The 22,521-nt window shown below is 46.3% G+C and carries 22 protein-coding genes and 1 tRNA gene; 10 read left to right on the top strand and 13 right to left on the bottom strand.

Annotated features, from left to right (window positions below; genetic code table 11):
• The first annotated feature begins 14 nt into the window (after positions 1 to 14).
• The gene (locus CMO31_02535; protein MAZ52876.1) at positions 15 to 917 is read left to right on the top strand and encodes a MerR family transcriptional regulator; all 903 of its coding nucleotides are present in this window, start codon (positions 15 to 17) and stop codon (positions 915 to 917) included.
• 160 nt (positions 918 to 1,077) lie between these two features.
• The gene (locus tag CMO31_02530) at positions 1,078 to 1,656 is read left to right on the top strand and encodes a Crp/Fnr family transcriptional regulator (GenBank protein MAZ52875.1); all 579 of its coding nucleotides are present in this window, start codon (positions 1,078 to 1,080) and stop codon (positions 1,654 to 1,656) included.
• A gap of 86 nt (positions 1,657 to 1,742) precedes the next feature.
• On the opposite strand, the gene acpS is transcribed toward CMO31_02530, so the two are convergent.
• The 3 genes from acpS to CMO31_02515 are packed head-to-tail and all read right to left on the bottom strand — an operon-like array spanning position 1,743 to position 3,261.
• Positions 1,743 to 2,111 (bottom strand): holo-[acyl-carrier-protein] synthase, encoded by a 369-nt coding sequence (gene acpS / locus CMO31_02525; GenBank protein MAZ52874.1) that lies wholly within the window; start codon positions 2,109 to 2,111, stop codon positions 1,743 to 1,745.
• Entirely contained in the window at positions 2,108 to 2,800 is a 693-nt protein-coding gene (locus CMO31_02520; protein MAZ52873.1) for a ribose 5-phosphate isomerase A, read from the bottom strand. Before CMO31_02520 ends, acpS begins: the two co-directional genes overlap by 4 nt.
• Positions 2,797 to 3,261, bottom strand: a complete 465-nt coding sequence (locus tag CMO31_02515) for a peroxiredoxin (GenBank protein ID MAZ52872.1) — start codon at positions 3,259 to 3,261, stop codon at positions 2,797 to 2,799. Before CMO31_02515 ends, CMO31_02520 begins: the two co-directional genes overlap by 4 nt.
• A 126-nt stretch (positions 3,262 to 3,387) precedes the next feature.
• On the opposite strand from CMO31_02515, the gene CMO31_02510 reads away from it, so the two are divergent.
• The 4 genes from CMO31_02510 to CMO31_02495 all read left to right on the top strand — a co-directional run bounded on the left by CMO31_02510 (position 3,388) and on the right by CMO31_02495 (position 5,534).
• Positions 3,388 to 3,957: a septum formation inhibitor Maf gene (locus tag CMO31_02510; protein ID MAZ52871.1), complete on the top strand. Its 570-nt coding sequence runs from the start codon at positions 3,388 to 3,390 to the stop codon at positions 3,955 to 3,957.
• On the top strand, positions 3,941 to 4,732 hold the full coding sequence (locus CMO31_02505; protein MAZ52870.1) for a rod shape-determining protein MreC: 792 nt from the start codon (positions 3,941 to 3,943) through the stop codon (positions 4,730 to 4,732). The genes CMO31_02510 and CMO31_02505 overlap by 17 nt, the downstream gene beginning before the upstream one ends.
• A 173-nt stretch (positions 4,733 to 4,905) precedes the next feature.
• Positions 4,906 to 5,100, top strand: a complete 195-nt coding sequence (locus CMO31_02500; GenBank protein ID MAZ52869.1) for a hypothetical protein — start codon at positions 4,906 to 4,908, stop codon at positions 5,098 to 5,100.
• Between the two features lie 14 nt (positions 5,101 to 5,114).
• On the top strand, positions 5,115 to 5,534 hold the full coding sequence (locus CMO31_02495; GenBank protein MAZ52868.1) for an osmotically inducible protein OsmC: 420 nt from the start codon (positions 5,115 to 5,117) through the stop codon (positions 5,532 to 5,534).
• Positions 5,535 to 5,668: 134 nt separating this feature from the next.
• Here the strand turns inward: CMO31_02495 and CMO31_02490 are convergent, their stop codons facing one another.
• The gene (locus CMO31_02490; GenBank protein MAZ52867.1) at positions 5,669 to 8,197 is read right to left on the bottom strand and encodes a leucine--tRNA ligase; all 2,529 of its coding nucleotides are present in this window, start codon (positions 8,195 to 8,197) and stop codon (positions 5,669 to 5,671) included.
• A 393-nt stretch (positions 8,198 to 8,590) separates the two neighbouring features.
• Here CMO31_02490 and lpdA point away from each other — a divergent pair, with 393 nt between their 5' ends.
• Positions 8,591 to 9,979 (top strand): dihydrolipoyl dehydrogenase, encoded by a 1,389-nt coding sequence (gene lpdA, locus CMO31_02485; GenBank protein ID MAZ52866.1) that lies wholly within the window; start codon positions 8,591 to 8,593, stop codon positions 9,977 to 9,979.
• Positions 9,980 to 10,015: 36 nt separating this feature from the next.
• Here the strand turns inward: lpdA and CMO31_02480 are convergent, their stop codons facing one another.
• From CMO31_02480 to argF, 3 genes are read right to left on the bottom strand one after another with little or no spacing between them, the layout of a single operon-like run.
• Positions 10,016 to 11,170: a bifunctional ornithine acetyltransferase/N-acetylglutamate synthase gene (locus tag CMO31_02480; protein ID MAZ52865.1), complete on the bottom strand. Its 1,155-nt coding sequence runs from the start codon at positions 11,168 to 11,170 to the stop codon at positions 10,016 to 10,018.
• Positions 11,161 to 12,225, bottom strand: a complete 1,065-nt coding sequence (gene argC, locus CMO31_02475) for an N-acetyl-gamma-glutamyl-phosphate reductase (protein ID MAZ52864.1) — start codon at positions 12,223 to 12,225, stop codon at positions 11,161 to 11,163. The genes CMO31_02480 and argC overlap by 10 nt, the downstream gene beginning before the upstream one ends.
• Positions 12,222 to 13,166 (bottom strand): ornithine carbamoyltransferase, encoded by a 945-nt coding sequence (argF, locus tag CMO31_02470; GenBank protein ID MAZ52863.1) that lies wholly within the window; start codon positions 13,164 to 13,166, stop codon positions 12,222 to 12,224. The genes argC and argF overlap by 4 nt, the downstream gene beginning before the upstream one ends.
• Positions 13,167 to 13,539: 373 nt before the next feature.
• Between argF and CMO31_02465 the strand changes: the two genes are divergently transcribed.
• Positions 13,540 to 14,031 (top strand): hypothetical protein, encoded by a 492-nt coding sequence (locus CMO31_02465; protein MAZ52862.1) that lies wholly within the window; start codon positions 13,540 to 13,542, stop codon positions 14,029 to 14,031.
• A 66-nt stretch (positions 14,032 to 14,097) separates the two neighbouring features.
• On the opposite strand, the gene CMO31_02460 is transcribed toward CMO31_02465, so the two are convergent.
• From CMO31_02460 to ffh, 5 genes are all read right to left on the bottom strand, one after another.
• Positions 14,098 to 14,850 carry a tRNA (guanosine(37)-N1)-methyltransferase TrmD gene (locus tag CMO31_02460; protein ID MAZ52861.1) on the bottom strand — a complete coding sequence of 251 codons (753 nt, stop codon included), beginning with the start codon at positions 14,848 to 14,850 and terminating at the stop codon, positions 14,098 to 14,100.
• The gene (locus CMO31_02455) at positions 14,847 to 15,287 is read right to left on the bottom strand and encodes a hypothetical protein (GenBank protein MAZ52860.1); all 441 of its coding nucleotides are present in this window, start codon (positions 15,285 to 15,287) and stop codon (positions 14,847 to 14,849) included. Before CMO31_02455 ends, CMO31_02460 begins: the two co-directional genes overlap by 4 nt.
• 200 nt (positions 15,288 to 15,487) lie before the next feature.
• Positions 15,488 to 15,718: an RNA-binding protein gene (locus tag CMO31_02450; protein ID MAZ52859.1), complete on the bottom strand. Its 231-nt coding sequence runs from the start codon at positions 15,716 to 15,718 to the stop codon at positions 15,488 to 15,490.
• Between the two features lie 16 nt (positions 15,719 to 15,734).
• The gene (locus CMO31_02445) at positions 15,735 to 16,034 is read right to left on the bottom strand and encodes a 30S ribosomal protein S16 (protein MAZ52858.1); all 300 of its coding nucleotides are present in this window, start codon (positions 16,032 to 16,034) and stop codon (positions 15,735 to 15,737) included.
• A gap of 130 nt (positions 16,035 to 16,164) precedes the next feature.
• Positions 16,165 to 17,472: a signal recognition particle protein gene (ffh, locus tag CMO31_02440; GenBank protein MAZ52857.1), complete on the bottom strand. Its 1,308-nt coding sequence runs from the start codon at positions 17,470 to 17,472 to the stop codon at positions 16,165 to 16,167.
• 506 nt (positions 17,473 to 17,978) lie between these two features.
• Between ffh and CMO31_02435 the strand changes: the two genes are divergently transcribed.
• The gene (locus CMO31_02435; protein ID MAZ52856.1) at positions 17,979 to 19,697 is read left to right on the top strand and encodes an NAD-dependent malic enzyme; all 1,719 of its coding nucleotides are present in this window, start codon (positions 17,979 to 17,981) and stop codon (positions 19,695 to 19,697) included.
• Between the two features lie 287 nt (positions 19,698 to 19,984).
• On the opposite strand, the gene CMO31_02430 is transcribed toward CMO31_02435, so the two are convergent.
• Positions 19,985 to 20,061, bottom strand: a tRNA-Arg gene (locus tag CMO31_02430).
• Positions 20,062 to 20,115: 54 nt separating this feature from the next.
• Between CMO31_02430 and CMO31_02425 the strand changes: the two genes are divergently transcribed.
• A complete protein-coding gene (locus CMO31_02425) occupies positions 20,116 to 22,479 on the top strand; it encodes a hypothetical protein (protein ID MAZ52855.1) in 2,364 nt (787 codons plus the stop codon).
• Positions 22,480 to 22,521: the final 42 nt, after the last annotated feature.

The raw sequence follows: 22,521 nt of genomic DNA, 5'->3' as shown, positions 1-22,521 counted from the left end.
CTCCGCCTAAAGGATTGGAACTAAAAGTGATCAAAGGTAAGTACACAGCTCACCAAGTTGAGGAACGCACTGAGATTCCTGCGTCAACGCTGCGGCAATGGGAGAGGAGATACGGAGTTCCTCTGCCAGAGCGCAGTGAATCAGGTTATCGACTCTATAGTGACGATGACCTCAAATTGATTGGCGAGATGAAAAATCACATTGCAGGTGGTGTACCAGCCTCCCGGGCAGCCACACTTGTCAGGCAACCGATCCATAATGATCGGGAGCCACAGCACCTTTTAAATGTGCGGTCTAGGTTAGTGGGTGCCCTTGTGGATCTTGACGAGCAAAGAGCTGAGAGTATTCTTAGCGAAGCTTACAGCATGTATCCTGTTGAGGTTATAGTTTCTGAGGTATTTCATGGCGTTATGGTCGATATTGGGACCTCCTGGCATGACGGATCGATACCTATAACCACAGAGCATTTTGCAAGTAATTTTGTTCGGGGTAGGCTTCGCTTACTAATGAACATTTCGGGTCCCACAGTTACTGGGCTAAGCGTAATCATAGCTTGTGCGCCTCAAGACATGCATGAGCTCGGCGCTTTAACTATGGCGGTCCTTCTAAGACGAGTCGGTTACCAAATATATTTTACTGGCTCTGATACCCCGATTCCCGATCTTGTAGCTATGGCAGAAGCAGTTAATCCTATAGCAGTGATGATTTCTGCTAGCAGCAGAGAAAGTGTGTCAGTACTCAAGCAGGGAAAAGACTTGCTTAGTAATTTGGCTCCGCTCTTAATCTTTGGAGGGAACGCATTTAACGAAGATCCCTCAGAAGCCGAGAGTCTCGGGGGACATTTCTTAGCAAAGAGCGCCAATGAAGCGGTTGAGTCATTCAATCACCTGATTAATCAAAGGAGGTCTTCACAATGATCAATTTTTGGAAACATCTTTTATTGAGGACTGAGTTAATGTTTTATGCCGTAGAAATTAGACGTGTTGATTTGCAGCTAAATCAGGGAGGATTATTAAAATGACTGCTTCTTCAATTCCAATCCATAATGGGGATATAGATTTGGCGACACCCTGTCAGATGCTTAGTTTTGGTCGTCGGCAAACTCTGTATCATAATGGTGATCTTGCTCAATCCGTGTTTAGGGTGCGTGACGGTCTAGTACGCATAACTCGCATGACCCCAGAAGGTCGTACCCTCACTGTGCGCCATGTTTTACCCGGCGATTTTTTCGGCGAAGAAGCCCTTCGCCATGACACTAGGGAGGAAATTGCAGAAGCCCTCACTTCTACTAAAATCGAAGCTATCGATCCTGAGAAAATTGCCCACGAGGACCTTATGACGATTACCCAATCATTATCTCTTCAAATGCATCGTCTTATGGATTACGAGTATCACTTGCAGACTGGTGATCTTCGACAGAGAGTTTCTCGATACCTGCTTAGGCTTGCTTCGACCCCACTAACGCGGGAAGATGAACTTGGCCGAAAAGTGGTTTTAGCTACTCACGAATTGATCGCTGAGGGTACAGCTAGTACGCGCGAGAGCGTTTCGAAGATAATTACTGAGTTGCGCGCTGAAGGTTTGATAGAGTCGGGTTACCGTAGTGTAGTTTTGATTAGTATTAAAGAGCTTACGATAATTGCTGACGATACGTGAATTAGTTTTTAGCACCAGATATTAGATACTTTTATTGAGAAAAGCATCTAATATCTCGGTCTGGTTGCTATGGGTTCTTCGTGATTTCAAGTTACTAACTTTTCGAGGATAACTACTGCTGCGGCATGATCTCGACTGTGAGTCAAGCTCACATGCACAGCTAGGTTTTTTGCTCTAAGTTCCTTTTCTATTTTTGCTGTGAAGGCAAGTCGCGGCTTTGTCTCGTCTCGTATTACCCAGACGTCCTGCCAACCGTGGTTTTCGGCCCAGCATTTTTGGAAAGCCTCCTTTGCAGCGATTCGTGCGGCAATCGAAGGAAGGGGGTCAACTTTGCTACGGCAAAATATTATTTCCTCGGATGTGAAGTGTCTATACAAAAATCTCTTAGGGTGCTTCTGCCATATCTTCTTTATGCGAGATAGTTCTACCAAGTCTAGCCCAACGGCAACTATCATGTGATACTTCCAATCATCGAAACTTGACCATTCTCTCCGATATAAGCCCGATCAGCGATATCAATAAAAAATCCGTGTTCAACAACCCCAGGCTGCAACTCTATCTTTTTGGCTAGCAATTTTGGTTCCAATAGGTCAGAGAAACGACAATCTACAACCCAGTTGCCGTTATCTGTAATTACGGGTGTGTTTTTTACGGTGCGGAGCGTCGGTACCGTGCCGATTTGCTCCAAAAGTGAAAGTGTTCGTTGCCATCCGAACTGGAGTATTTCAACTGGAACTGGAACTTTACTTCCAAGGCGAGGCACCCGCTTACTAGAGTCGCCTACAAGGATAAATGTTTGGGCGCTAGTCGCTACCAACTTCTCTCGTGTTAAGGCTCCGCCAAGACCTTTAATAGCATTAAGGTCCATTGTGACTTCGTCCATGCCATCGACAGCGAGATCTACCCCTGATGGGCCTAAGTCAACTAAAGCAATGCCTTCCTTCTGAGCTAAGTTTTTGGTTTCTACAGATGTAGGGACAGCTCGAATATCTTGGAGGTTACCTTCCTGGATCATTCGACCTAGTTCTTCGATAACATAACGAGCTGTAGAGCCAGTGCCCAATCCCAAGACCATTCCCGACTTCACGTGTTTTACGGCTCTTCTAGCTGCTCGGATTTTGTCACGCTCACTGTTTGTAATCACGTTTTAAGGGCGTCTAGTTGTTTCTTCACTCGCGCAACGTGGCCACGAGCTTTGACGTTATACATGGCCTTGGCAATATGGCCGTCAGGAGAAATGATGAATGTTGAGCGGATTAAGCCTTTATAAGTTCGTCCATAATTCTTTTTCTCTCCCCAAGCACCGTATGCGCTTGCTAGCGAGTGATCCTCGTCTGAGATGAGGTTGAATGGAAGCGAATGTTCTTCCTGGAACTTTTCATGAGAACTGACTGGATCAGGTGACACTCCCAATACCAAACCATCTACCCCTGTAAACTGATCTCGGAAATCGCATGACTCAACAGTGCAGCCGGAGGTGAAGTCCTTGGGGTAAAAATACAAAATCACCCAATTTCCAAGAAGGGTGGCAAGGTCGACTGTGCCGTTAGTTGCGGGTTTACGGAATGTTGGGGCTATGTCCCCCGGTTTGAGTTTGTCTGCCATGACGTAGTGTATACTCCTTTGCAATTTAAGGACAGGCCCGTGATGTGGATTAGACAGGCTAGGGTTAAGATCAGTCGTAGGTTTTTATGCTCTTGTCAGTTAAGCAGAGAAGTATAGAATGTTTCTGTGAAGAAACTTGTCCTAGCCAGTGGTTCGCCAAGAAGGTGTTCCCTTTTAGAAAGCCTTGGACTGGACTTTGAAATTGCCCCAGCTGATATTGATGAGACCCCGCTAAATGATGAAACACCAGAGGCCTTGGTATTACGCCTAAGCTGCGCTAAAGCCCAATCCGTTGCTCAGCAGCATTTTGGAGCTTTGGTAATAGCTGCCGACACGGTTGTAATTGTTGGCGGACGTGTTTTGGGCAAACCTCTTGATAAACATGAGAATCACTTATTTCTACAACAACTTGAAGGTTGCACCCATACCGTTTTAACGGGACATGCCCTTTCTAAGGGAGCTCAGTTAGAAGTTGAAACCGTGTCAACTACAGTAACTTTCCGACAACTCAATTCTTGCGAAGTTGAACGTTACGTTGACACGGGTGAGGGACTTGATAAGGCCGGCGGTTACGGTATTCAGGGAAGAGGCTCAGCATTCGTTGAACGGATAGAAGGGTGCTATTACAACGTTATGGGATTGAGTTTGGTTTCGGTGACTTTGTTAGCTAGACGCTTGGGTGTGGATCTTGTCTAACTTGTTGCGTGCCTGGTATATCTTGCTTGGGTTAGGTCTGATTACTTTTGTCCTGACAGCGGTAATTGAAAGGCTTCCATTTAGCGTTACTAGCGCGGTAGCTTTGCCATATAATTATGTTTATCGGGCAGGCATAAACCTGCGTCAGGCTTCTGAGGGTTTGATTGATCGGCGTTCGTATCGAGCGGAAATAAGTAATCTTAAGGCTGCTGTTGACGGGTTAGTCGAGGACAATCGGCAGTTAGTCCTCGAGGTTGAGAATCTTCAGCAACTCCTTGCGGTAAGAACTGAAATTTCATCCGGAGCTAAATTTACGGTACCCGTCGTTGGGGGCAGTATTGATGCCATTATCGAACGTTTAACGGTTGGTCGTGGTTCTAGGTTTGGGGTTGTACGAAATATGCCGGTGGTTGTACCAGGGGGTCTGGTAGGTATCGTAACAGACGTTTCAGCTGGCAAATCTCTTGTACGGACTATTACAGATCCTGAGTCTAGAGTTGGTGTAACTGTTCGGGGAAAAGGCGGTCAGGGTGTAGCTCATGGAGAGCCTGGAGGTCGGGTTAGAGTAACGGATTATCGATTGAAGGATACGCTCAATGTTGGTGATTTAGTAGAAACTTCGAGTGAGGGTGGTTTGTTCCCCCGTGGTTTGCTGGTCGGAATGATAGTAGAAATACCACCGCCAGACCCAAACGACCTACATCGTACCTTTATGGTGAGGCCTGCTGTTGACCTTTCCACCCTATTACAGGTCACATTGATCCAACCACTATGACAAAATAACAAGCGGCTTGTTTCATTTCTGGTCGTTGTAAATGCCTCGGTGGTAAAACAGTTAGAAAACTAGGATTTAATATGAAGATGCAGGTTCCTTGAATTAGCTTTAATTGTAGAGCGTGTGTGGTTTCTAGCTAAAGGTTTTATTAACGAGCAGTAGGGTTTAGGCAAATGGCACCTAGTCAGGTTTTCCATTCAGGCCTTTTCGGGGAAGGTTACTCGCAACAATGCCTTCACATATTTGATTCGGTGGTTGTTTTCATTAAGTTGGATGCACTATTCTTCGGTATGCAATGTGGGTTGTCAAAAAGACCCATGGATGAGGAATTCTTTTGGGTTGGTTGGGTATCTACTAAATTGATGTGACGGAGGGAAATTTAATGGCTAATGTCATTAAGGTGAAGGTGAATCAGGTTGGTAAAACTACGTCGCAAGGGGTCATTAGAAGTCATAAGGTACTTATTGATCGACCACTTGGTAAGGGAGGTGAAGACTGTGGTCCGATGGGGGGCGAGTTGCTTTTGATAGCCCTAGGAGGTTGTTTCAATAGCAATTTACTTGCTGCAATTCGCTCTAGAAATGCCTCAATTTCCAACGTCAGTATATGCTTACAAGGAATATTAGAAGGGAAGCCATCACGTTTTGCAGCGATTCATATGAATATTGCGGCGGATTTTGATGACCGTACCTTGGTAGAAAAATTACTTACCATCTCAGAGCGTTCCTGTATTGTGGCTAACACCTTAAAAGATATTGTTGATCTTACTATCTCGGTAGAGAAGAACCCCACGTTGCTCTGATGGACATATAGCAATCGGTAAGTTTGTACTCAATGTATTCTCAAATACGTCATTCATTTGCAGACTCTTGCCTGCTCTTAACTTAGTGATGAAGATGAACGGTAGCAAATTTTGGTTGTGGTAGGAAAGTAGAATCAGTTTTCGGACTTTAGGACTAAATTGACCAGCCGACCCGGTACGATTATCTCCCGCAAGACAGAAGTGGTTTCCAGTCTCCTGGCGATGTTGGGTTCCTCTTTTGCGGCAGAGAGTACTTCTGCCTCAGTAGAGTTAACTGGGATACAAATTTGCGCCCTGACCTTGCCGTTTACCTGAACAGCCATATTGATAGTTTCGGATGTTAGGGCCTCTTCGTCATACTTCGGCCAGGCTTGTTTGTGGATTGAGTCTTTGTGATCCGTTAATTCCCATAACTCCTCGCTAATGTGCGGAGCAAACGGTGCTAACATCAGGAGTAAGGCCTCAGTTGCTTCATTCCAAACCGTAGATTGAACTAGACCTGCTCCCTTAGCTTTACTCATTGCGTTTACGAGGGTCATTAGTTCTGCTATGGCTGTGTTGAAACTGAAATTGTTTAGGTCTTCTGTTACCTCTTTAATTGCATGGTGTACTGATCGTCTAAGTTCCTGTTTATCTTCTTGGCGGCAATCAGTGGTTACTGTTGATGGTTCTAGTATTGTTGACCATGTCCGATTTAAGAATCGAACCACTCCTTCTATGCCTTGTGAATTCCAGGGTCCTCCTTGTTCCCAGGGACCGATAAACATCAAGTAAGTTCGTACGGTGTCACTTCCGTAAGTAGCTACTAAATCGTCTGGGTCAACGACATTTCCCCGGGATTTAGACATTTTTTCGTTGTCTTCACCGAGGATGATTCCCTGGTTTCTGAGCCGCAAGAAAGGTTCGTCTTGTTCAATCAGGCCAAGGTCTCGAATGACCTTGGTAAAAAAACGAGAGTACATTAAGTGCAAAACAGCATGTTCTATTCCACCTGTATAAGTATTAACAGGTGTCCATTTACGAACTAATTCAGCATCGACTGGCCCGTCTTCTTTGGCTGGGGAGAGGTATCTGAACCAGTACCATGAGGAATCCATGAAGGTATCCATTGTGTCTGTTTCACGTGTTGCATGGCCTCCACATGCAGGGCAAGTAGAATTTATGAATTGCTCGTTGTGTTTGAGGGGTGATTCGCCAGTTGGGATGAATTCAACATTTTCAGGTAGGACCACGGGAAGGTTATCAAGTTTTTCGGGTACGATCCCACATTTGTCACAATAAAGAATAGGGATTGGTGTGCCCCAGTACCGTTGTCTGGAAATTAGCCAATCTCTAAGTCGGTAGGTGATTTTGGCTGATCCTAAACCGGTTTTTTCTAGGTAATCAATTGTTGTTGCAATAGAGGGACTATTTTTGCCCTTCTCACCATTATGGTACGCACCGTTAATTGGCTCAGAATTGATGATTATGCCCGGACCGATATAGGCCTCTGTGAGATCTTTAGCCAATACCTCATCGACGCTATCGGGTTGAACAACCGGAATTATTTCGAGGTCAAATTGCCGTGCAAATTCAAAGTCACGCTGATCCCCATAAGGGACAGCCATAATAGCACCGGTACCATAAGTCATCATTACGTAGTCAGCGATCCAAATAGGTATCTTTTTGCTGTTGACTGGATTCGTAGCAAATGCCCCTATAAATTCTCCTGTTTTTTCGCGACCCTCTGCTTGCCGGTCAATCTCACTTGAATGCGAGGTTTTCGTTACATATTTGTCCACCCGCGACTGACGGTCAGGAGTAGTTAGCTTTTGTACAAGATCGTGTTCAGGGGCGAGGACTAAGAATGTTGCTCCCCAGAGGGTATCTGGTCGAGTAGTAAATATTGGGATGTCGTCGCCGAACTCACTTTTGAATATAACCGTAGCGCCTTCGCTACGTCCGATCCAATTTGTTTGCATGATTTTCACGCGATCTGGCCAATCGAGATCGCTAAAGTCCAAGAGTTCCTCAGCGTAGTCTGTGATTTTAAAATGCCACTGTGGCATTAGGCGACGCTCTACTAGTGCACCAGATCGATCTCCTCTACCATCAATGACTTGTTCGTTTGCCAAGACAGTCTGGTCCACCGGATCCCAATTTACGAAGGATTCTTTACGGTAAGCTAGGCCGCGTTCAAACATTTTTACAAAAAACCATTGATTCCACTTGTAATAACTTGGTTCACAGGTTGCGAGCGTCTTGCTCCAGTCGAACATCGCACCCATCGCTTTGAACTGACGTGTCATGTAATTGATTCGTTCATGTGTGAGGCTAGCTGGATGGACGTCGTTTCGGCCTTCCGCCGCTGCTTTTATGGCTGCATTTTCAGCTGGGAGGCCGAATGCGTCGTAGCCCATGGGGAAGAAAACATTGTAACCACACATGCGTAGGTACCGGGCTGCGGCATCCGCTGGAGCTTCTGCCCACCAATGACCTACGTGGAGGTTGCCCGAGGGATAAGGGTACATAGTCAGAAAATAATATGTGGGCCTCGAGTTGTCTTGGAGGTCAACTTTGTGAGCATTAGTTTCTTCCCATATTTGTTGCCACTTAGATTCTATTTCGCTCGGTACGTATCTCACCTGCTGTTGAGGTCCTGAATTTGTCTTGTAGTTAGTCATTTTGTCTCCAGTGGGCTTACCAATTGATGTCCCCATCTAACTTGAACGCGCTTTCGGGACAAAAAAAGGCCGACCGGTTTTGGTCGGGTACCACAGGGGGTCTGGTGCTCGTGGCTAGCTATTAGTTTGTCCAATCGTGATTAGTAATTTGAGCACTACCGGGGCAATCATCCGTATAAGACTATTTGGTCTATAGAGGCGCTGTCAATCTTTGTTGATTACCGAGCGTTATAACCTAGAGTAAAGATGACTGGTGAAAATATAGACGATTAACCGTTTCTAATGGCGAAGAAAATCAACGAAGGTAGGTCAGTAGATCATCATTGAAGACTAATAGAGCTCATTACCAGGGGTTACACTAGTGCGACTTCGATATCTATATGGGGAGTATCCATGGATTATGACATCATCGTGATTGGCTCTGGCCCAGGGGGTTACCATGCTGCTATCCGAGCAGCTCAGCTAGGGCAGAGAGTAGCTTGCGTCGAGAAGGAATCGCTGGGCGGGGTTTGCCTTAACACCGGATGTATTCCTACGAAGGCTTTATTACATATTGCTCATGAAATACTTGGAGCTCGGCATGCAAAAGCTCTTGGGGTGGACTTTGGTGAACCACGGGTGGATCTGACAAGGGTGGCAACTTGGAAGGATGAAGTTGTTAAGCGCATGACTCAAGGCGTGGGGATGTTGTTGAAGGGTAACCGTGTTGACCATATCGAAGGGGAAGCCATCTTCGCTGGGCCAAATTTGTTAAAGGTTGGTGACCGTGATATTACAGCAGAAAAGTTCATAATTGCTACTGGTTCCCGGCCTATCTCGGTACCAGGTTTTGAAGTGGATGGAGATCAGATCGTGGACTCTTCTGGGGCCCTCCTGATCTCTACGATTCCCGATAGATTCTTAGCTATAGGGGGTAGTGCTATTGGGTTAGAGTTCTCAGATATTTACGCTGCTTTAGGTAGCGAGGTTACGGTAGTTGAGTTGCTAGAAACTATTAACCCCCTGGGGGATAAAGAGGTCTCACGGGAATTGCACAAAAGCTTTAAGGGTCGGGGTATCCAAATTCGTACCTCCACCAAAGCCCTTGGTTGCAACAAGACTGATGGAGGCCTCGCTGTTGAACTTCAACAAGAAGGCTCAGACATCGAGACCATTATTGTAGATAAGATCCTTGTGGCCGTAGGTCGGCAGCCAAATGGTGATTTGCTAAATCTAGCATCGATAGGAGTTCAAGTTGATGAGAAGGGTTACGTGCCTGTAAATAGTCACCTGCAAACTTCGGAGCCATACGTATATGCGATAGGTGATGTTGCAAGACCGCCGCTGTTGGCACACAAGGCTATGAAGGAGGGCCTTGTCGCTGCTGAACATGCTTCTGGACTGCCGGCAGCATATGACACCATCGTGCCGAATGTTATTTACACACAGCCAGAAATAGCTAGTGTCGGGATGACTGAGGAGGAGGCTACGGTTGCTGGTTATAGTGTTAAAACGGGCCGCTTCCCTCTTGCTGCATCAGGAAGGGCTTCAACTACTGGCAATAATGAGGGCCTAATAAAACTTGTGGGAGACCAGGAAACTGATGCTTTACTCGGGTTTCACATGGTTGGTGCCAATGCTGGTGAGCTTGTCAGTGAGGCAGTTCTTGCTATAGAGATGGGAGCTACGCTTGAAGACATTGCTCTTAGTCAGCATGCTCACCCTACACTTGCAGAGGGAATAATGGAGGCAGCTGAACAGGCACACGGCCGGGCGATTCATACCACTAACCGCCGTAATTGAGTTTACACTTCCAAAAACAACAGCAAAGAAATTGATTTAAGTTGTGTATTCGGCGTTGATACGGATGTATTCTGCACTAAGGTCGCACCCCCAGGCTTTCGCTGAGTGGTTGCCAACTTTTAGATCAATTTCGATAAGTACCGTCTCGGTATTCATGGTAGAGGAAAGTTTCTCAAGATCGAAATTTTGGGGTGCGTTTTCATAAACAACGGTGCCTTGTAATTTCACTAGAATCTTTTCCTGATTAAATGATGCACCTGAAGCTCCAACAGCAGCTAGGATTCTTCCCCAATTAGGATCGTTTCCATGGACAGCTGTTTTGACAAGAGGGCTGAGAGCTACAGCTCTAGCTGCAAGTCGAGCTTCGGTAGCCGACCGAGCTCCTCGTACCTGAACGATCATTAGTTTAGTAGCCCCTTCGCCGTCTTGGGCAATCTTTTCAGCGAGGCCCATACAAACAGAGTTAAGGGCATCCGCTAACTCTAGGGCGTCCTCAGGGACCCGATTACTAGACATTACCAATGCCATGTCGTTTGTCGAAGTATCCCCATCAACAGTGAGTTGGTTAAAACTTTCATCTACGATGCGTGGCCATAGGTCGCGAAGAGTTTCCTGTGGAATTACTGCGTCGGTCAACACGAAAGCTAGCATTGTTGCCATATCCGGGTGAATCATTCCTGAACCCTTTGCAATTCCTACAACCCGGGCGCCATTTTTAAGTACAACGGCTACTTCTTTGGTTGTAGTGTCTGTTGTTAAAATTGATTCTGCAAAACCCGGGCTTTCGGACTTTAGATTCTTTACTAAGCTAGGTAGAGCTTGGTAAACCTTGTCTATTGGTAGCTGAACTCCAATTATTCCTGTGCTAGCTGTCAATACCGATTGTGAATCAGTGAGGTTTAAAGCATTAGCGGTAAAAATACCAAAATCCTCATCACTCTTAATTCCTTGATTACCAGTAGCGGCGTTTGCATTCCCAGAATTGACTACTACGGCACGGATCGGGGTCCCTGCCCTATAAATGCTTTGGTTACGGGAGACACAGGCCGCCTTTACCTGATTCCTTGTACTTGTTAGTGCCCAAGCAGTTGGGTCTAGACAGTAGATGAGCCCGAGGTCTTGCAGGCCGGATGGTTTTATTCCAGCTTTTGTGCCTGCCGCTTCGAAGCCTTTGGGGAGTTTCATGGCCAATCTCCAGTAAGGGATAAGCCAAGGGTTTCATCGAATCCAAAAGCAACATTAAACCCTTGGATCGCTTGGCCAGCAGCTCCTTTACCAAGATTATCGAGTGCAGTAAAAACTAGAACGGCTTGAGATCTCGGGTCTTTCCGAACTGAAATTAAGACTCGGTCGCTGCCGGTAACCGCCTTTGTCGTGGGCAGTTCTGCCTGGATATGAATCAAAGGATCACCTGAATAATAGTTTCGATACATAGAGAGAAGGGTTTCGTCGTCAGCGATATCATGGTCAGGAAAAGTCGTGCATGTTGCGAGAATACCTCTGGTCATAGGTACTAGATGTGGAGTAAAAGTTACGGTAGGGGAGATAGTATCGTCTTGTTCCGCCACCATCTTTTTCTGATTTATAGCGTACTTTAAGGACATTTCGATTTCAGCTAAGTGTCTGTGCTGTCCGGCTACCTTATACGCGTGCGAGGTCTCATTTAGTTGTGAGAAATGAAGATTGTCTGATACTCCGCGTCCGGCACCAGAAGCACCGGTAATTACATTAGCGTTAATGTCTTTGCCCAGGAGACCTTCTGCTGCTAGTGGTGCCAAGGCAATAATTACGGCTGTGGCGTTACAACCTGGAGCCGAGATTATGTCGGCTCCAGGTAAGTCTTCCCGATATAGTTCGACAAGTCCATATTTAGCTTCAGGGCATAATTCTGGGTGTGGGTGTTCGATGCCATACCATTCGGTGTAGATTTCCGGTTTTAGGCGGAAGTCAGCTGAGAGGTCTACAACACGTTTCCCAGCATTCCGAGCGCGGGCCACTAGTGGTGCTGTATAACGGTGTGGGGTCGCACAAAACACTACGTCGCTTTTCTCGATCACCGCGTTATTTTCGATGAAAGCTTGATCCTTTAACCCAGCTAAATGTGGCCACGATTCAGAGACGGCTCGCCCGGACCACTTACGGGATCCGAACTCAACGGATCCGACTTCTGGGTGGCGCAACAAACGTCTTATGAGGCCCACGCCACCATAACCAGTGGCTCCGAGGATACCAACTTTGAGGGTCATGCCAAAACACCTGATCCTAGTACTTGGGTGAGAATGGCTTTATGGGCATGCAGTCGGTTTTCTGCTTGGTCGAACACACGACTTCGTGGATGATGGACCGCTTCAGCGACACATTCTTCGCCGTAGTGGGCAGGTAGATCATGCATAAAAATTCCCTGGGGGCTAAGGTCTTTGAACCACTCGGGAGTGATTGTGTAACCTGCGAAGTCCTTTCGTCTTTTAGCTGCATCTTCCTCCTGACCCATAGATATCCATACGTCCGTGTACAATACGTCAGCTCCTAGGACAGCGTCGCGTGGGTCCCGAACAGTAGTAATGTTTGCTCCGGCTGCCAGCGCTTTTGCTAGGACTTTTGAATCAGGGTCGTATCCTTCTGGACACGCGATGATTAATTTTGTTTTTGAGTGCATGGCTGCAAGTAAATGTGAATTACAGACGTTGTTTCCATCACCAACGTAGGCAACAACTACTCCTTCGAGCTGTTCAAACTCCTCAAGCAAGGTTAGGTAATCGGCGAGAAGTTGGCAGGGGTGAACCAGGTCTGAAAGACCATTTATTACAGGAACGCGAGCATGATTGGCTAACTCTTCTAGGGTTTCGTGACCGTAAGTTCTTGCCATTATGGCATCCACCCATCGTTCTAGGTTTTTGGCTACATCTTGGGTCGTTTCACGCACACCAACACCTATAAAGTTTTGGCTTAGTAGAATTGAATGTCCGCCAAGTTGCATCATCGCTATGTCGAAAGTTGAACGGGTTCTCAAGGATTGCTTTTCAAATAGCATCGCGAGAGTCATGTCGGTAAGGGGTTTGGGTCTTTCCCCCTTTTTCCAGCCAGTCTTCAGTTCCAGTCCGATTCTGAGGAGTTCATTAAACTGCTTTGTGTTTAAGTCTCCGAGAGTGAGAAAGTCTTTCCCTTCGAGGCTAGATACTCGGGTCATGCAATCCTCCTGTAGCTCCTTCGCTGGTGTGAAAAGCAGACCTAAACTGTACCACGGTAATCCCCAGACCGAACTACTTAGATTTTTGTCGGTAGGGAAAGCTATGGGATGTAACAGACCTGGTTTGATTCAAGAACTGTTCATTTGCTCAAGATCGAAATTGTTTAGCGAATTTCTGCGTGTATTGTTTTTATTGGTAAGGGAGGCAACCCTTGTGTTTCATTCTAGGTGAGTATATTGCGTAGCTTCGGTGAGGGGCACCAGGAAATATGTCCCTAATTGGTACCGAAATAAGAAATGAGATTGTTGGTTGAAACTGTAGTGTAGTTTTGTCCAGACATCCCCGCCTTGGGGGTGGTAAGCTATTTCCCGTATGAAGAGATTGGCGTTTATTGTTTTAGTCGTGGTTTGTGCATTAGTCGTAACTCTGGTTACCCCTAATGCTCAGAAGCAAACAGCTCCAATCGTCTTTGTTGATTCTCAGGCAGCCATTAATGCTCACCCTGCCGGTCAGGCTGCTAATGACTTACAGATCCAAGCAAGGGAAGAAATTAATTTTATCCGGGCGGATATTGAAGAGCTAAATGACCGTGTGATCCAATGGGAAGTTTTACCTGCAGCAGATCGCGAAAGACTCCAGGTGCTACTTGCAACTTTAGATTCTGTACAGCTCAGGTATCAAGAGGATATTTCGGTGACTGCCCAGCCAGCTATTCAAGAGGTTAACGATGTGATACGTGTGCTTGCTACCGAGAACGGTTATTCCATAGTCTTGGATACCTTGGTGGCTGGTAACGGATTGGTAGTGTTTGCACAGGATGGGCTTGACATAACCCCGTTGGTGTTAGAGCGTATTCGAAGGTAAGCTCTGCCAAGGAAAACAAGAGGTACTTTTTCAGTAATTAGGGTATTTACTTTGATTATTCGAAGGCTATTCTTCGTCCTCAGAAGTAGTATAAGCAGCGTTTAGTTGATCGAGAAAAGTAAGATCTTCGGCAGTAAGCCTTGCTTTAGTAAGAAGGTCTGGGCGCACTTGCGCGGTTCGGATGAGAGCTTGTTCTCTGCGCCAACGATTTATTTTGGCGTGATTCCCTGAGAGCAGAATTTCAGGGACGTTCTCTCCGTTAAAGTTAGCGGGTCGTGTATATTCGGGGTAGTCGAGCAGGCCAGTAGAAAACGATTCTTGCTCATGGCTTTGTTCGTTACCAAGAACGCCGGGTAATAGTCGAGCTATAGATTCGATTAATGCCATTGCTGCAACCTCCCCACCCATGAGAATGAAATCTCCCATTGAAATAGACCGATCTACGAGAGGTTCAACTCTTGCATCAAATCCTTCGTAACGTCCTGAGATTAGACATAGATGTTTAGTTTTTGAGAGTACCTCTACTAGGTTTTGCTGCAACGGTGTGCCAGTTGGGCTAAGCAGGATTACTTCGTCGGGTGGGTTGGGATCAGCGCGGACCTCTTTGATTGCGGCAGCTGCGATGTCAGCACGGATCAGCATACCAGCCCCACCCCCGTATGGTGAATCGTCAACGCGGTTATGTTGATCGGTTGAGAATTGGCGCAGATTACGGATTCTACAGTCTATAAGGTCATTAGCGATTGCGCGGCTAAGTAGTGTTTCTTTGGTCCAGGGTTCGAGTAGCTGAGGAAAAAGTGTGTAAACCGTAAATATCATAATGGTCCCAATAGACCTTTAGGGGGATTATTGACTTCGATATGGTTCTCTTCTAAATGGATGTAGGGAGCTGAAAATGGCAGAAGTATATTGCCATGTTTGGTGGCTACTTCTATAAGGAGATTCAAACCCACCGAGTTAACTCTTGTTACTTTCCCTAAAAGCTTCCCCTCGAACATTACTTGTAGGTTTAGTAATGTTCCTATATAAGCATCACCATCGAGGGCGGGTGGCAGGTTCTTCGTATGAGTGCTGACATTCCGGTTGACTAGACTTTGTGCCGTTTCGATATCACGAACCGAGTTTAGTTTCAGAATTAGGTGACGTCCGATGTGGCGAACGGATGTGATGCTAGAAGGGCCAAACCCTGTTACTTCAACTGTTTTGATTAGCCCGATGGCGTTTTTCTCAGAGCGGCCATGTGGGTGAAAACGCATAGCACCCTCCAGCTGAAAGGTTCGTCCGAGTTTACCAAGGGAAAGTAAGGGAAAAGAATCAACAGGTCTCAGGTGAGCTTCTCCTAAAGAATTGTGTTCTGAACTCGAGTTAGAATCTCGAAATGAAATACTTGTTTGGGTTTCTAGTGCTCGATTATGTGAATGATCCCAGACAGTTGAATGAGAAAGGTTTTTTTGAATTAGTCAATCAATTGCACCTCAACCCGCTGACGTCCGTCAGAGGATGCCCGGGCTAAGGTCCTGATGCTGTTAATGATTCTTCCCCCACGTCCAATAATACGTCCCGCGTCGTTTGGGGCGCATGTAATATGTATCTGTAATGAATCCTCTTCTTGCTCTGCTTTTATATTTAGCTGGTCCGGTTCATCGACAAGATTACTAATGATATAGGTGACCAGTTCCAGGGACATTTAGGTCCTCTTTCCGCTAGTTAGAAGGGGTTCGTTGTTGGTAGCCCGCTCGGCGCTTAACCAGCACTTTAGGGACTTCGACGCCGACCTGTTCAATTAGTCGCAAGGCAGTGTCCGTGGGCTGAGCGCCTTGTGATAGCCAATAGGTTGCCCGTTCGGCGTTGATCTCGAGGGGTGAATCAGTCGTCTTGCGGGGATCATAGTGACCAAGAGACTCAATATACTTGCTGCCTCTTTTTTTCCGTCCGTCGACGACCACCATTCTATAGTGCGGGTTCTGCTTGGAGCCCATTCGCATTAGGCGAATTTTAACCATAGCTTTGTTTGCCTCCGTGTCTAATCTAACTCAATTATCTAGCGCCACAGCGCTGATCGCGAAACGACTTATCCTAGCATTTCTTGCTTACTTATGGGTAGCGGCGAAGACTCTAGCGATAATAAAGACGTTAGGCGATGTTCCCGAAGCCCGGAACCTTGCCATTAGGTCCTAGCCGCTTGATCAATTTTCTGGTTTGTTCGTAGTTTCTAATAAAGCGATTTACTTCTTGTACAGTCGTACCCGAGCCACTTGCAATTCTCTTGCGGCGATTGGCATTCAGGAGTTTTGGAGTTCTTCTTTCCTCACTCGTCATGCTCGAGATAATTGCCTCAACCCGAAGAATATGCCGTTCATCAAAAGCCGCTCCTTCTGGAATTAGTTTAGTGGCCCCCGGGATCATCTTTAACAAGTCACCGAATGACCCTAGCTGTTTCATCCGTTTCATTTGGTCAAGCATGTCTTGCAATGTAAAATCATTTAGTTTGTTAGGACGGTTTTCGGTGCCTTGTTCTAATTCTTTTGCTTTCTCGATTAGTGTAAGTACATCCCCCATGCCAAGGATACGCCCTGCCATCCGGTCTGGATGGAAAGGTTCTAGGCCATCAATTTTTTCGCTTGTAGTAGAGAAGAATATAGGCTTTCCGGTTATTTGTTTGGCAGAAAGAGAGGCACCCCCGCGTGCATCTCCGTCTAGCTTCGACATTATTAGACCTGTGACACCTATTACATTTTCGAACTCATTTGCTATTGATAGAGATTGTTGACCCGTCATTGCGTCAAGCACCAACATACTTTCACTCGGATTAAGAGCTTTGCAAAGGGCATATAGGGAATCCATCATATTACCGTCAATCTGTGTTCTTCCTGCCGTATCTACAATGACAAGATCTCTATAGTTTTGGGCTAGGGACTCATCTATGCGGATTCTGGTTTGATCAGGTGTTTCGTGATTATTTACTTCTAGAATAGATACGCCAACCTGTTCTGCCAAAATTCTTAGTTGCTCGCGAGCTGCAGGGCGTTGAGTATCGGCAGCCACCAGTAGTGGCCTACGACCTTGGGCTTTGTATCGATATGCTAGCTTGGCGGCCGTGCTTGTCTTTCCGGCTCCTTGTAGTCCCATAAGTATCCAGAGATTGCCGTGGTCCTTGAGGTTGGGTGTTATAACTTTACCGCCTAAAGTAGCTATAAGTTCTTCTTGCACTATTGCCATAATCTGCTCATCAGGCTTCAAGGACATTAAAACCTTAGACCCTGTAGCTTCTTTTTCAATATTGCTAACAAATCTCCTAGCTACCTCTAGGTTTACGTCCGCCTCCAAAAGTACGATCCGAATTTCACGAAGAGTCTTGAAGACATCAGCTTCCGAAAGCTTTCCCCGTCCTCGGAGTTTATTAAAGACCTGCTGGAATTTGTCACTAAGATTCTGAAACACGACCGCTGTGCAGGGTATCGGAAAGTCGCCAGTTTGGTCAAGATAACCCCATAACAACTTAGGCTTCCATTAAGTTAAAGCTATCTTTGAAAATGGTGTTAACAAACAATGCAGGCGTGACAACCTTTAAGAGGCCTCGATAAACTCAAACAGCGGTGAAATTTGTTGGGGCTTGCAGGAGAATTTATGAGAGGTGTAGGATGATTTGTCTCTCGGTGCGGGATTTAATCGGCGCTTTGGTCAGATTTAGACAGTGTTATCGGTTGATGATTTCCAAGCCGCTGAGGCTAGTTTCTCCGATTTAGGGGCAACAATAAATTTGAAATATTACATAATCATGCGACTGGATTGGTAGGATATCTCTTGCGAAGTCCAGCTATTTGCTTGGGTTAGGTTATTGTACGCGTCTCAGTATTTTAGAAACAGGAGGATTGAAGATTGTGGTCCGAGTGGCGTAGTAGAAGTACTTTTTTAATTCCGATAATCAAAGACTTAAGGAGAGGCAACTGAAATATTTTCAGAGAAAAGTTGACAAGCAACGTAGGGAACATAATGAAACTAACCTTACTGGCGTTCCGCTAACACGGTTACCGCTGTTGAACAAGGACACGGCTTTTCCACCCGAAGAACGACAGATTTTTGGGTTGGAGGGGCTCTTACCAGGACATGTTTCTACTCTCGACGAGCAGGTTAACCGCAGCTACGTTAATTTTAAGAGCTTTAAGACAATGCTGGACCAACACGTGTACCTTCGAGTTCTTCAGGATCGCAATGAGGTTCTTTTTTACGCACTTCTGGACCGTCACCTTGAAGAATTGATGCCGGTCATATACACCCCAACGGTTGCTGAAGCGGTACGCAAGTTTAGTGTAATTCATCGCTATCCACGAGGTTTGGTAATTAATACCGAAAATATTGATCGTATTGATGACATTCTTAGAAATAGCCACATTCCCGATCCTCGTCTAATTGTTGCAACTGACGCTGAGGGCATTCTAGGTATAGGAGATCAGGGTATTGGGGGGTTAGCTATTTGTATAGGTAAACTCTCAATTTATTCAGCAGCGGGAGTTGATCCTGCGACAACTTTACCCGTCGTTCTTGATGTTGGAACCGACCGAACGGATCTTCTCGATGACCCTCTGTACCTTGGGACTCGTCAACGTCGGCTAGTAGGGCCGGCGTATAACGATTTTGTAGCGAAGTTTGTAGATGCCGTCTCTAAATATGCCCCTGGGATACTTTTGCAATGGGAAGATTTCAGTAAACAAAAAGCTTTTGACGTTCTAGATCGATATCATGACGCGTTACCTTCCTTCAATGATGATATTCAGGGCACAGGAGCTGTCGTTCTTGGGGGGCTTCTTGCTGCTTGTCGGCGCAGCGGTAGGCAGCTTACCGAAGAGGTATTTTTGATTCACGGCGCTGGTGCCGGTGGAATTGGGGTGGCACATCAAATTGCTCTCGGGTTAGAGCGGGAAGGAATCTCCCGCCGAGAAGCTCTTGAAAGAATACTGTTGGTTGATTCAAAAGGCCTTGTTTTGAATGATCGGAGCAACCTTGAAGCCTACAAATTACCATTTTCCCAAAGTCCTTCTCGCTGTAGTGGTTGGTCGATAAAGGGAGAAGTTCCTTCGCTTATGGAGTCGATTAAAGGAGCTAAGGTCACGGCTCTTATAGGCCTATCTGGTCAAGCTGGTGCCTTCTCGGAAGAGGCCATTCGCACTGTCGCTTCCTTCAGTCCTTACCCAATAATCTTCCCGCTTTCCAATCCCACGTCTAACAGTGAGGCCATTCCTGAAGAAGTGTTTAGGTGGACGGACGGCTCGGTGCAGATAGCTACTGGAAGTCCTTTCCCGGATGTAATTTATGAAGGCGTTAGCCATCCAATAGGACAGGGCAACAATGCTTTTGTTTTTCCTGGAATAGGCATGGGTACCTTGATGAGTGGTGCGAAGAAAGTGACTGATGGCATGCTTACCGCTGCAGCCGTAGCACTCTCGGAGTATACGGATCGTGACCGAATTTCAAGGGGCGGTTTATATCCACGGATTGATCTCCTGCGCTCTGTGAGTCGCGCCGTTTCGGTCGCAGTTGTCCGGAGCGCAATCATGGAAGGTGTGGCTAAAGTTAACCTAGACCAAGAGCAAGATGAAGCCCTAGAGGCTTTTGTTGACGGACAAATATGGCGTCCCATCTATCTGCCGCTCAAGAAGAGTGGTTAGATAACTTATCCTGGTTAGGCTGCCTCCTAATTTCGCTAACATGGGTGTTCTTAAGGTCACAAGTACCCTCACCAAGGACATATCTAGAGAGACTGGGATCTTTGCTCAGCGAGGCTCGGTTGCGCTGAAATTCGGGTTTAGTATTGGGTTTTCGATTTATACTGATAAGTGAAAAATTTGTAGGGTGTGGCACAACTATACGTGCGTACGGTAAATTGCGAGACGTTGCCAAGAACTTATACTAGATTGGCAACGAAAAAACAGTAGGGTGGTTCTATCAATGTAGTTGGTGCGCCCGACAGGATTCGAACCTGTGACCTTTCGCTCCGGAGGCGAACGCTCTATCCAGCTGAGCTACGGGCGCAGAGGGCTTTCAGGGTACGGAACGTAGCACCACCACCGGGAGGAAGTCAAGTTCATGAGGTTTACACGACGAACGAACACTATCATCATGTGGTTGCTCGCGGCTGGTCTGTTATTGGGAATGATTATCATGTTTACGCCAGCTCTCGGCAGCATTGGAGACCTCCTGAGTGGTGGAGCTAGGGGATCAAGTAAAGCTGGTTTATTAGTAAACGGGATTCCAATAACTGAACTGGAAGTGCAACGGGCTCGGTCAGGCAGTTTCTTTAACTCGGTTACTGAGGGTACTGTTGCAGCTGATCTCGAGAAGTACGCCATAGAGATACTTATTCGTGAAGAGATCCTAAATCAAGCTTCTTCCGGAGTGAGAGTCGGTTCTGGTGAGGTGCGCCGTGCAGTCAACCAATTCCGTCAGTCCCAAGGTGTAGAAGGCAGGCGTAATGACCAAGCGTATGTTCGACTGATTAATAGAGCTGGTCTTACTGATCAAACATTTAGATTTTCGCTGCAGGAGCAAATACGGCGACAAAAGTACCAGGATCGCCTAGTAAAAGACGTCGGTGTTTCTGATGAAGAAATCGCTTCCTATTATGAGATCAATAGTGGGGCTTATTCCACGGAAGAAAGGATCAGAGCACGAATGTTGGTCCTTGACGATGAGGCTTTGGCCCTAAATCTTATGAAAAGAATCGAGGGTGGCGAATCATTCCAAGAGCTTGCTTCAGAGTATTCACTGGAACTCGGAAGCGAAAAGGGTGCCCTTGGTGCTCCTAAAGGAAAAACAGAGCCCCGGCCTATAGGCAGAGCAGCTTTGGTCAGGCCTGTAGCGAATGCAGCCTTTGGCCTCAAAGCCTCTGGCCTAACCGGAGTGATTAAGCATTCCAACCGGTTTCATATTGTTTCTGTTGAGGAATACTTGCCTTCTCAATCAAGGTCTTTGGTTGAAGTGCGAACAGAATTGCAAGAAGACCTGCTTGAATTGAAGCGTGCAGGTGTTGCGGAGAACACTCTGAGACAATTACGATCTAATGCAACTATTAGCTTCCCAGAGGAAAGTTCATTTAGCTTTGCCAATCCAGTTATCGCTTCAGTCGGAAGCATCGAGATTAAGGAAGCTGAACTCATTTATGCTACATACGGTAATCAACAAATACAACAAGCCTTATCCCCTGAATTTGCCCCTCTCATTGAACAGCTCTTCAAACCCAACGTGCTGGAACAGCTGATTGAGCAGGAGCTAATATTACAGGGCGCTGGCTTGTTGGGACCAAGTTTTGTTGGGACTAGAGCATCGGTGTCAAGGGATGCATTAAATTTTGTGAGTCGTGACGCAACTGTTTCCGCAAAGGAAATCGATGCGTATTACGAAGAAAACTTAGATCAATTCACTACACCTGCCAGTGCAGACGTTACACAGATCACCTTCAAGACAAGTAGTGATGCTCAAAGTTTTCGCCTCTCTCTCCTCGACGGAGGTAATCTCGATGCCTCCGCAGAAGAATGGAGTGGTGTAGCAGAAAACCTAGGTACTGTTTTCCAAGGGGATCTTCGTGCCGAGCTTGACCACATATTGTTTTCGACTAACGCGTTTGAAGGCATTCCGAATAGCAAGTTGGGGATCTCGGACATAATTGCTCTGGACGCAGAAGAATCTCGTGAATTCGGTGCAGTAGCATCAAATGCAGAGGAGGATGTCTCCTCTAATGATCAAGCCGATGCTCAAATCAGCACGGAACTAGAAAGGGAAGCTGATACCCCAGTTATTGAGAACGAATTGCTACAAGGAAAAACTATTATTGAGCCATCCGCGTTCCCTGCTGGTTTCGAATCGTTGGATTTATCTGTCCTAGTTGCTGAAAGGACGCCTGAGGCGCGCCAGTCTCTTTCGGAGGTAAGGAATCAGGTAGAGACGGCTGTTCTTAGTTCCCAAACTCAAAGCCTTCGTAAAGCCTGGTTGGATGAGTTGCGGATAGCTTTCTCGGTTGAAAACCATCTACTTGCAAAGAACGAGGATAGCTTACCGAGGGCACGGCTAGAAGGGGAGGTACCGATTACTTCCAATGTGCCAGAGAGTGCAACTCTAGCTGATGCTCAGGCAATGGCCGTTGATCTAGTCAAAGAATTACGCTCCTTAGTCACTCGTGATGACCTGACATTGGAAGAATCTGCCCGATTGGAGCAGGTTCACGTTGATCTCGGGAAAGTACAAGACGAGGTTGCAATTTTTACCGGCGCCCTATCGACATACGTAGTTGAAGAAGGAGAAACTTTATCTGGTATTGCGTTAGAAATGTATGGTGACAGCTCGTTGTGGGAAGAACTTCTTGCTGCTAATAATTATCTGCTTCAAGATCAGGATGTGCTGTTTCCTGGTTTTGTACTAGTTGTCCCAAATCTTCAGAATAAGAGTCAAGACTGAAAGTTGGATATAGGTCATTATGAAGATTAGATGACTGAAGAG

Source organism: Trueperaceae bacterium, assembly GCA_002707365.1.
In the GTDB taxonomy this organism is placed as follows: Bacteria; Deinococcota; Deinococci; order Deinococcales; family Trueperaceae; genus UBA6957.
This window is presented reverse-complemented; position numbering and strand designations above follow the sequence as displayed.

Coding starts and splice junctions, on each gene's coding strand:
- CMO31_02490 (MAZ52867.1), bottom strand. CDS start 8,197: ATGACTAACTACAAGACAAATTCAGGACCTCAACAGCAGGTGAGATAC.
- CMO31_02465 (MAZ52862.1), top strand. CDS start 13,540: ATGAAGAGATTGGCGTTTATTGTTTTAGTCGTGGTTTGTGCATTAGTC.
- lpdA (MAZ52866.1), top strand. CDS start 8,591: ATGGATTATGACATCATCGTGATTGGCTCTGGCCCAGGGGGTTACCAT.
- CMO31_02425 (MAZ52855.1), top strand. CDS start 20,116: ATGAGGTTTACACGACGAACGAACACTATCATCATGTGGTTGCTCGCG.
- CMO31_02500 (MAZ52869.1), top strand. CDS start 4,906: ATGGCACCTAGTCAGGTTTTCCATTCAGGCCTTTTCGGGGAAGGTTAC.
- CMO31_02460 (MAZ52861.1), bottom strand. CDS start 14,850: ATGATATTTACGGTTTACACACTTTTTCCTCAGCTACTCGAACCCTGG.
- CMO31_02450 (MAZ52859.1), bottom strand. CDS start 15,718: ATGTCCCTGGAACTGGTCACCTATATCATTAGTAATCTTGTCGATGAA.
- CMO31_02445 (MAZ52858.1), bottom strand. CDS start 16,034: ATGGTTAAAATTCGCCTAATGCGAATGGGCTCCAAGCAGAACCCGCAC.
- CMO31_02530 (MAZ52875.1), top strand. CDS start 1,078: ATGCTTAGTTTTGGTCGTCGGCAAACTCTGTATCATAATGGTGATCTT.
- CMO31_02495 (MAZ52868.1), top strand. CDS start 5,115: ATGGCTAATGTCATTAAGGTGAAGGTGAATCAGGTTGGTAAAACTACG.
- CMO31_02455 (MAZ52860.1), bottom strand. CDS start 15,287: ATGCGTTTTCACCCACATGGCCGCTCTGAGAAAAACGCCATCGGGCTA.
- argF (MAZ52863.1), bottom strand. CDS start 13,166: ATGACCCGAGTATCTAGCCTCGAAGGGAAAGACTTTCTCACTCTCGGA.
- CMO31_02515 (MAZ52872.1), bottom strand. CDS start 3,261: ATGGCAGACAAACTCAAACCGGGGGACATAGCCCCAACATTCCGTAAA.
- argC (MAZ52864.1), bottom strand. CDS start 12,225: ATGACCCTCAAAGTTGGTATCCTCGGAGCCACTGGTTATGGTGGCGTG.
- acpS (MAZ52874.1), bottom strand. CDS start 2,111: ATGATAGTTGCCGTTGGGCTAGACTTGGTAGAACTATCTCGCATAAAG.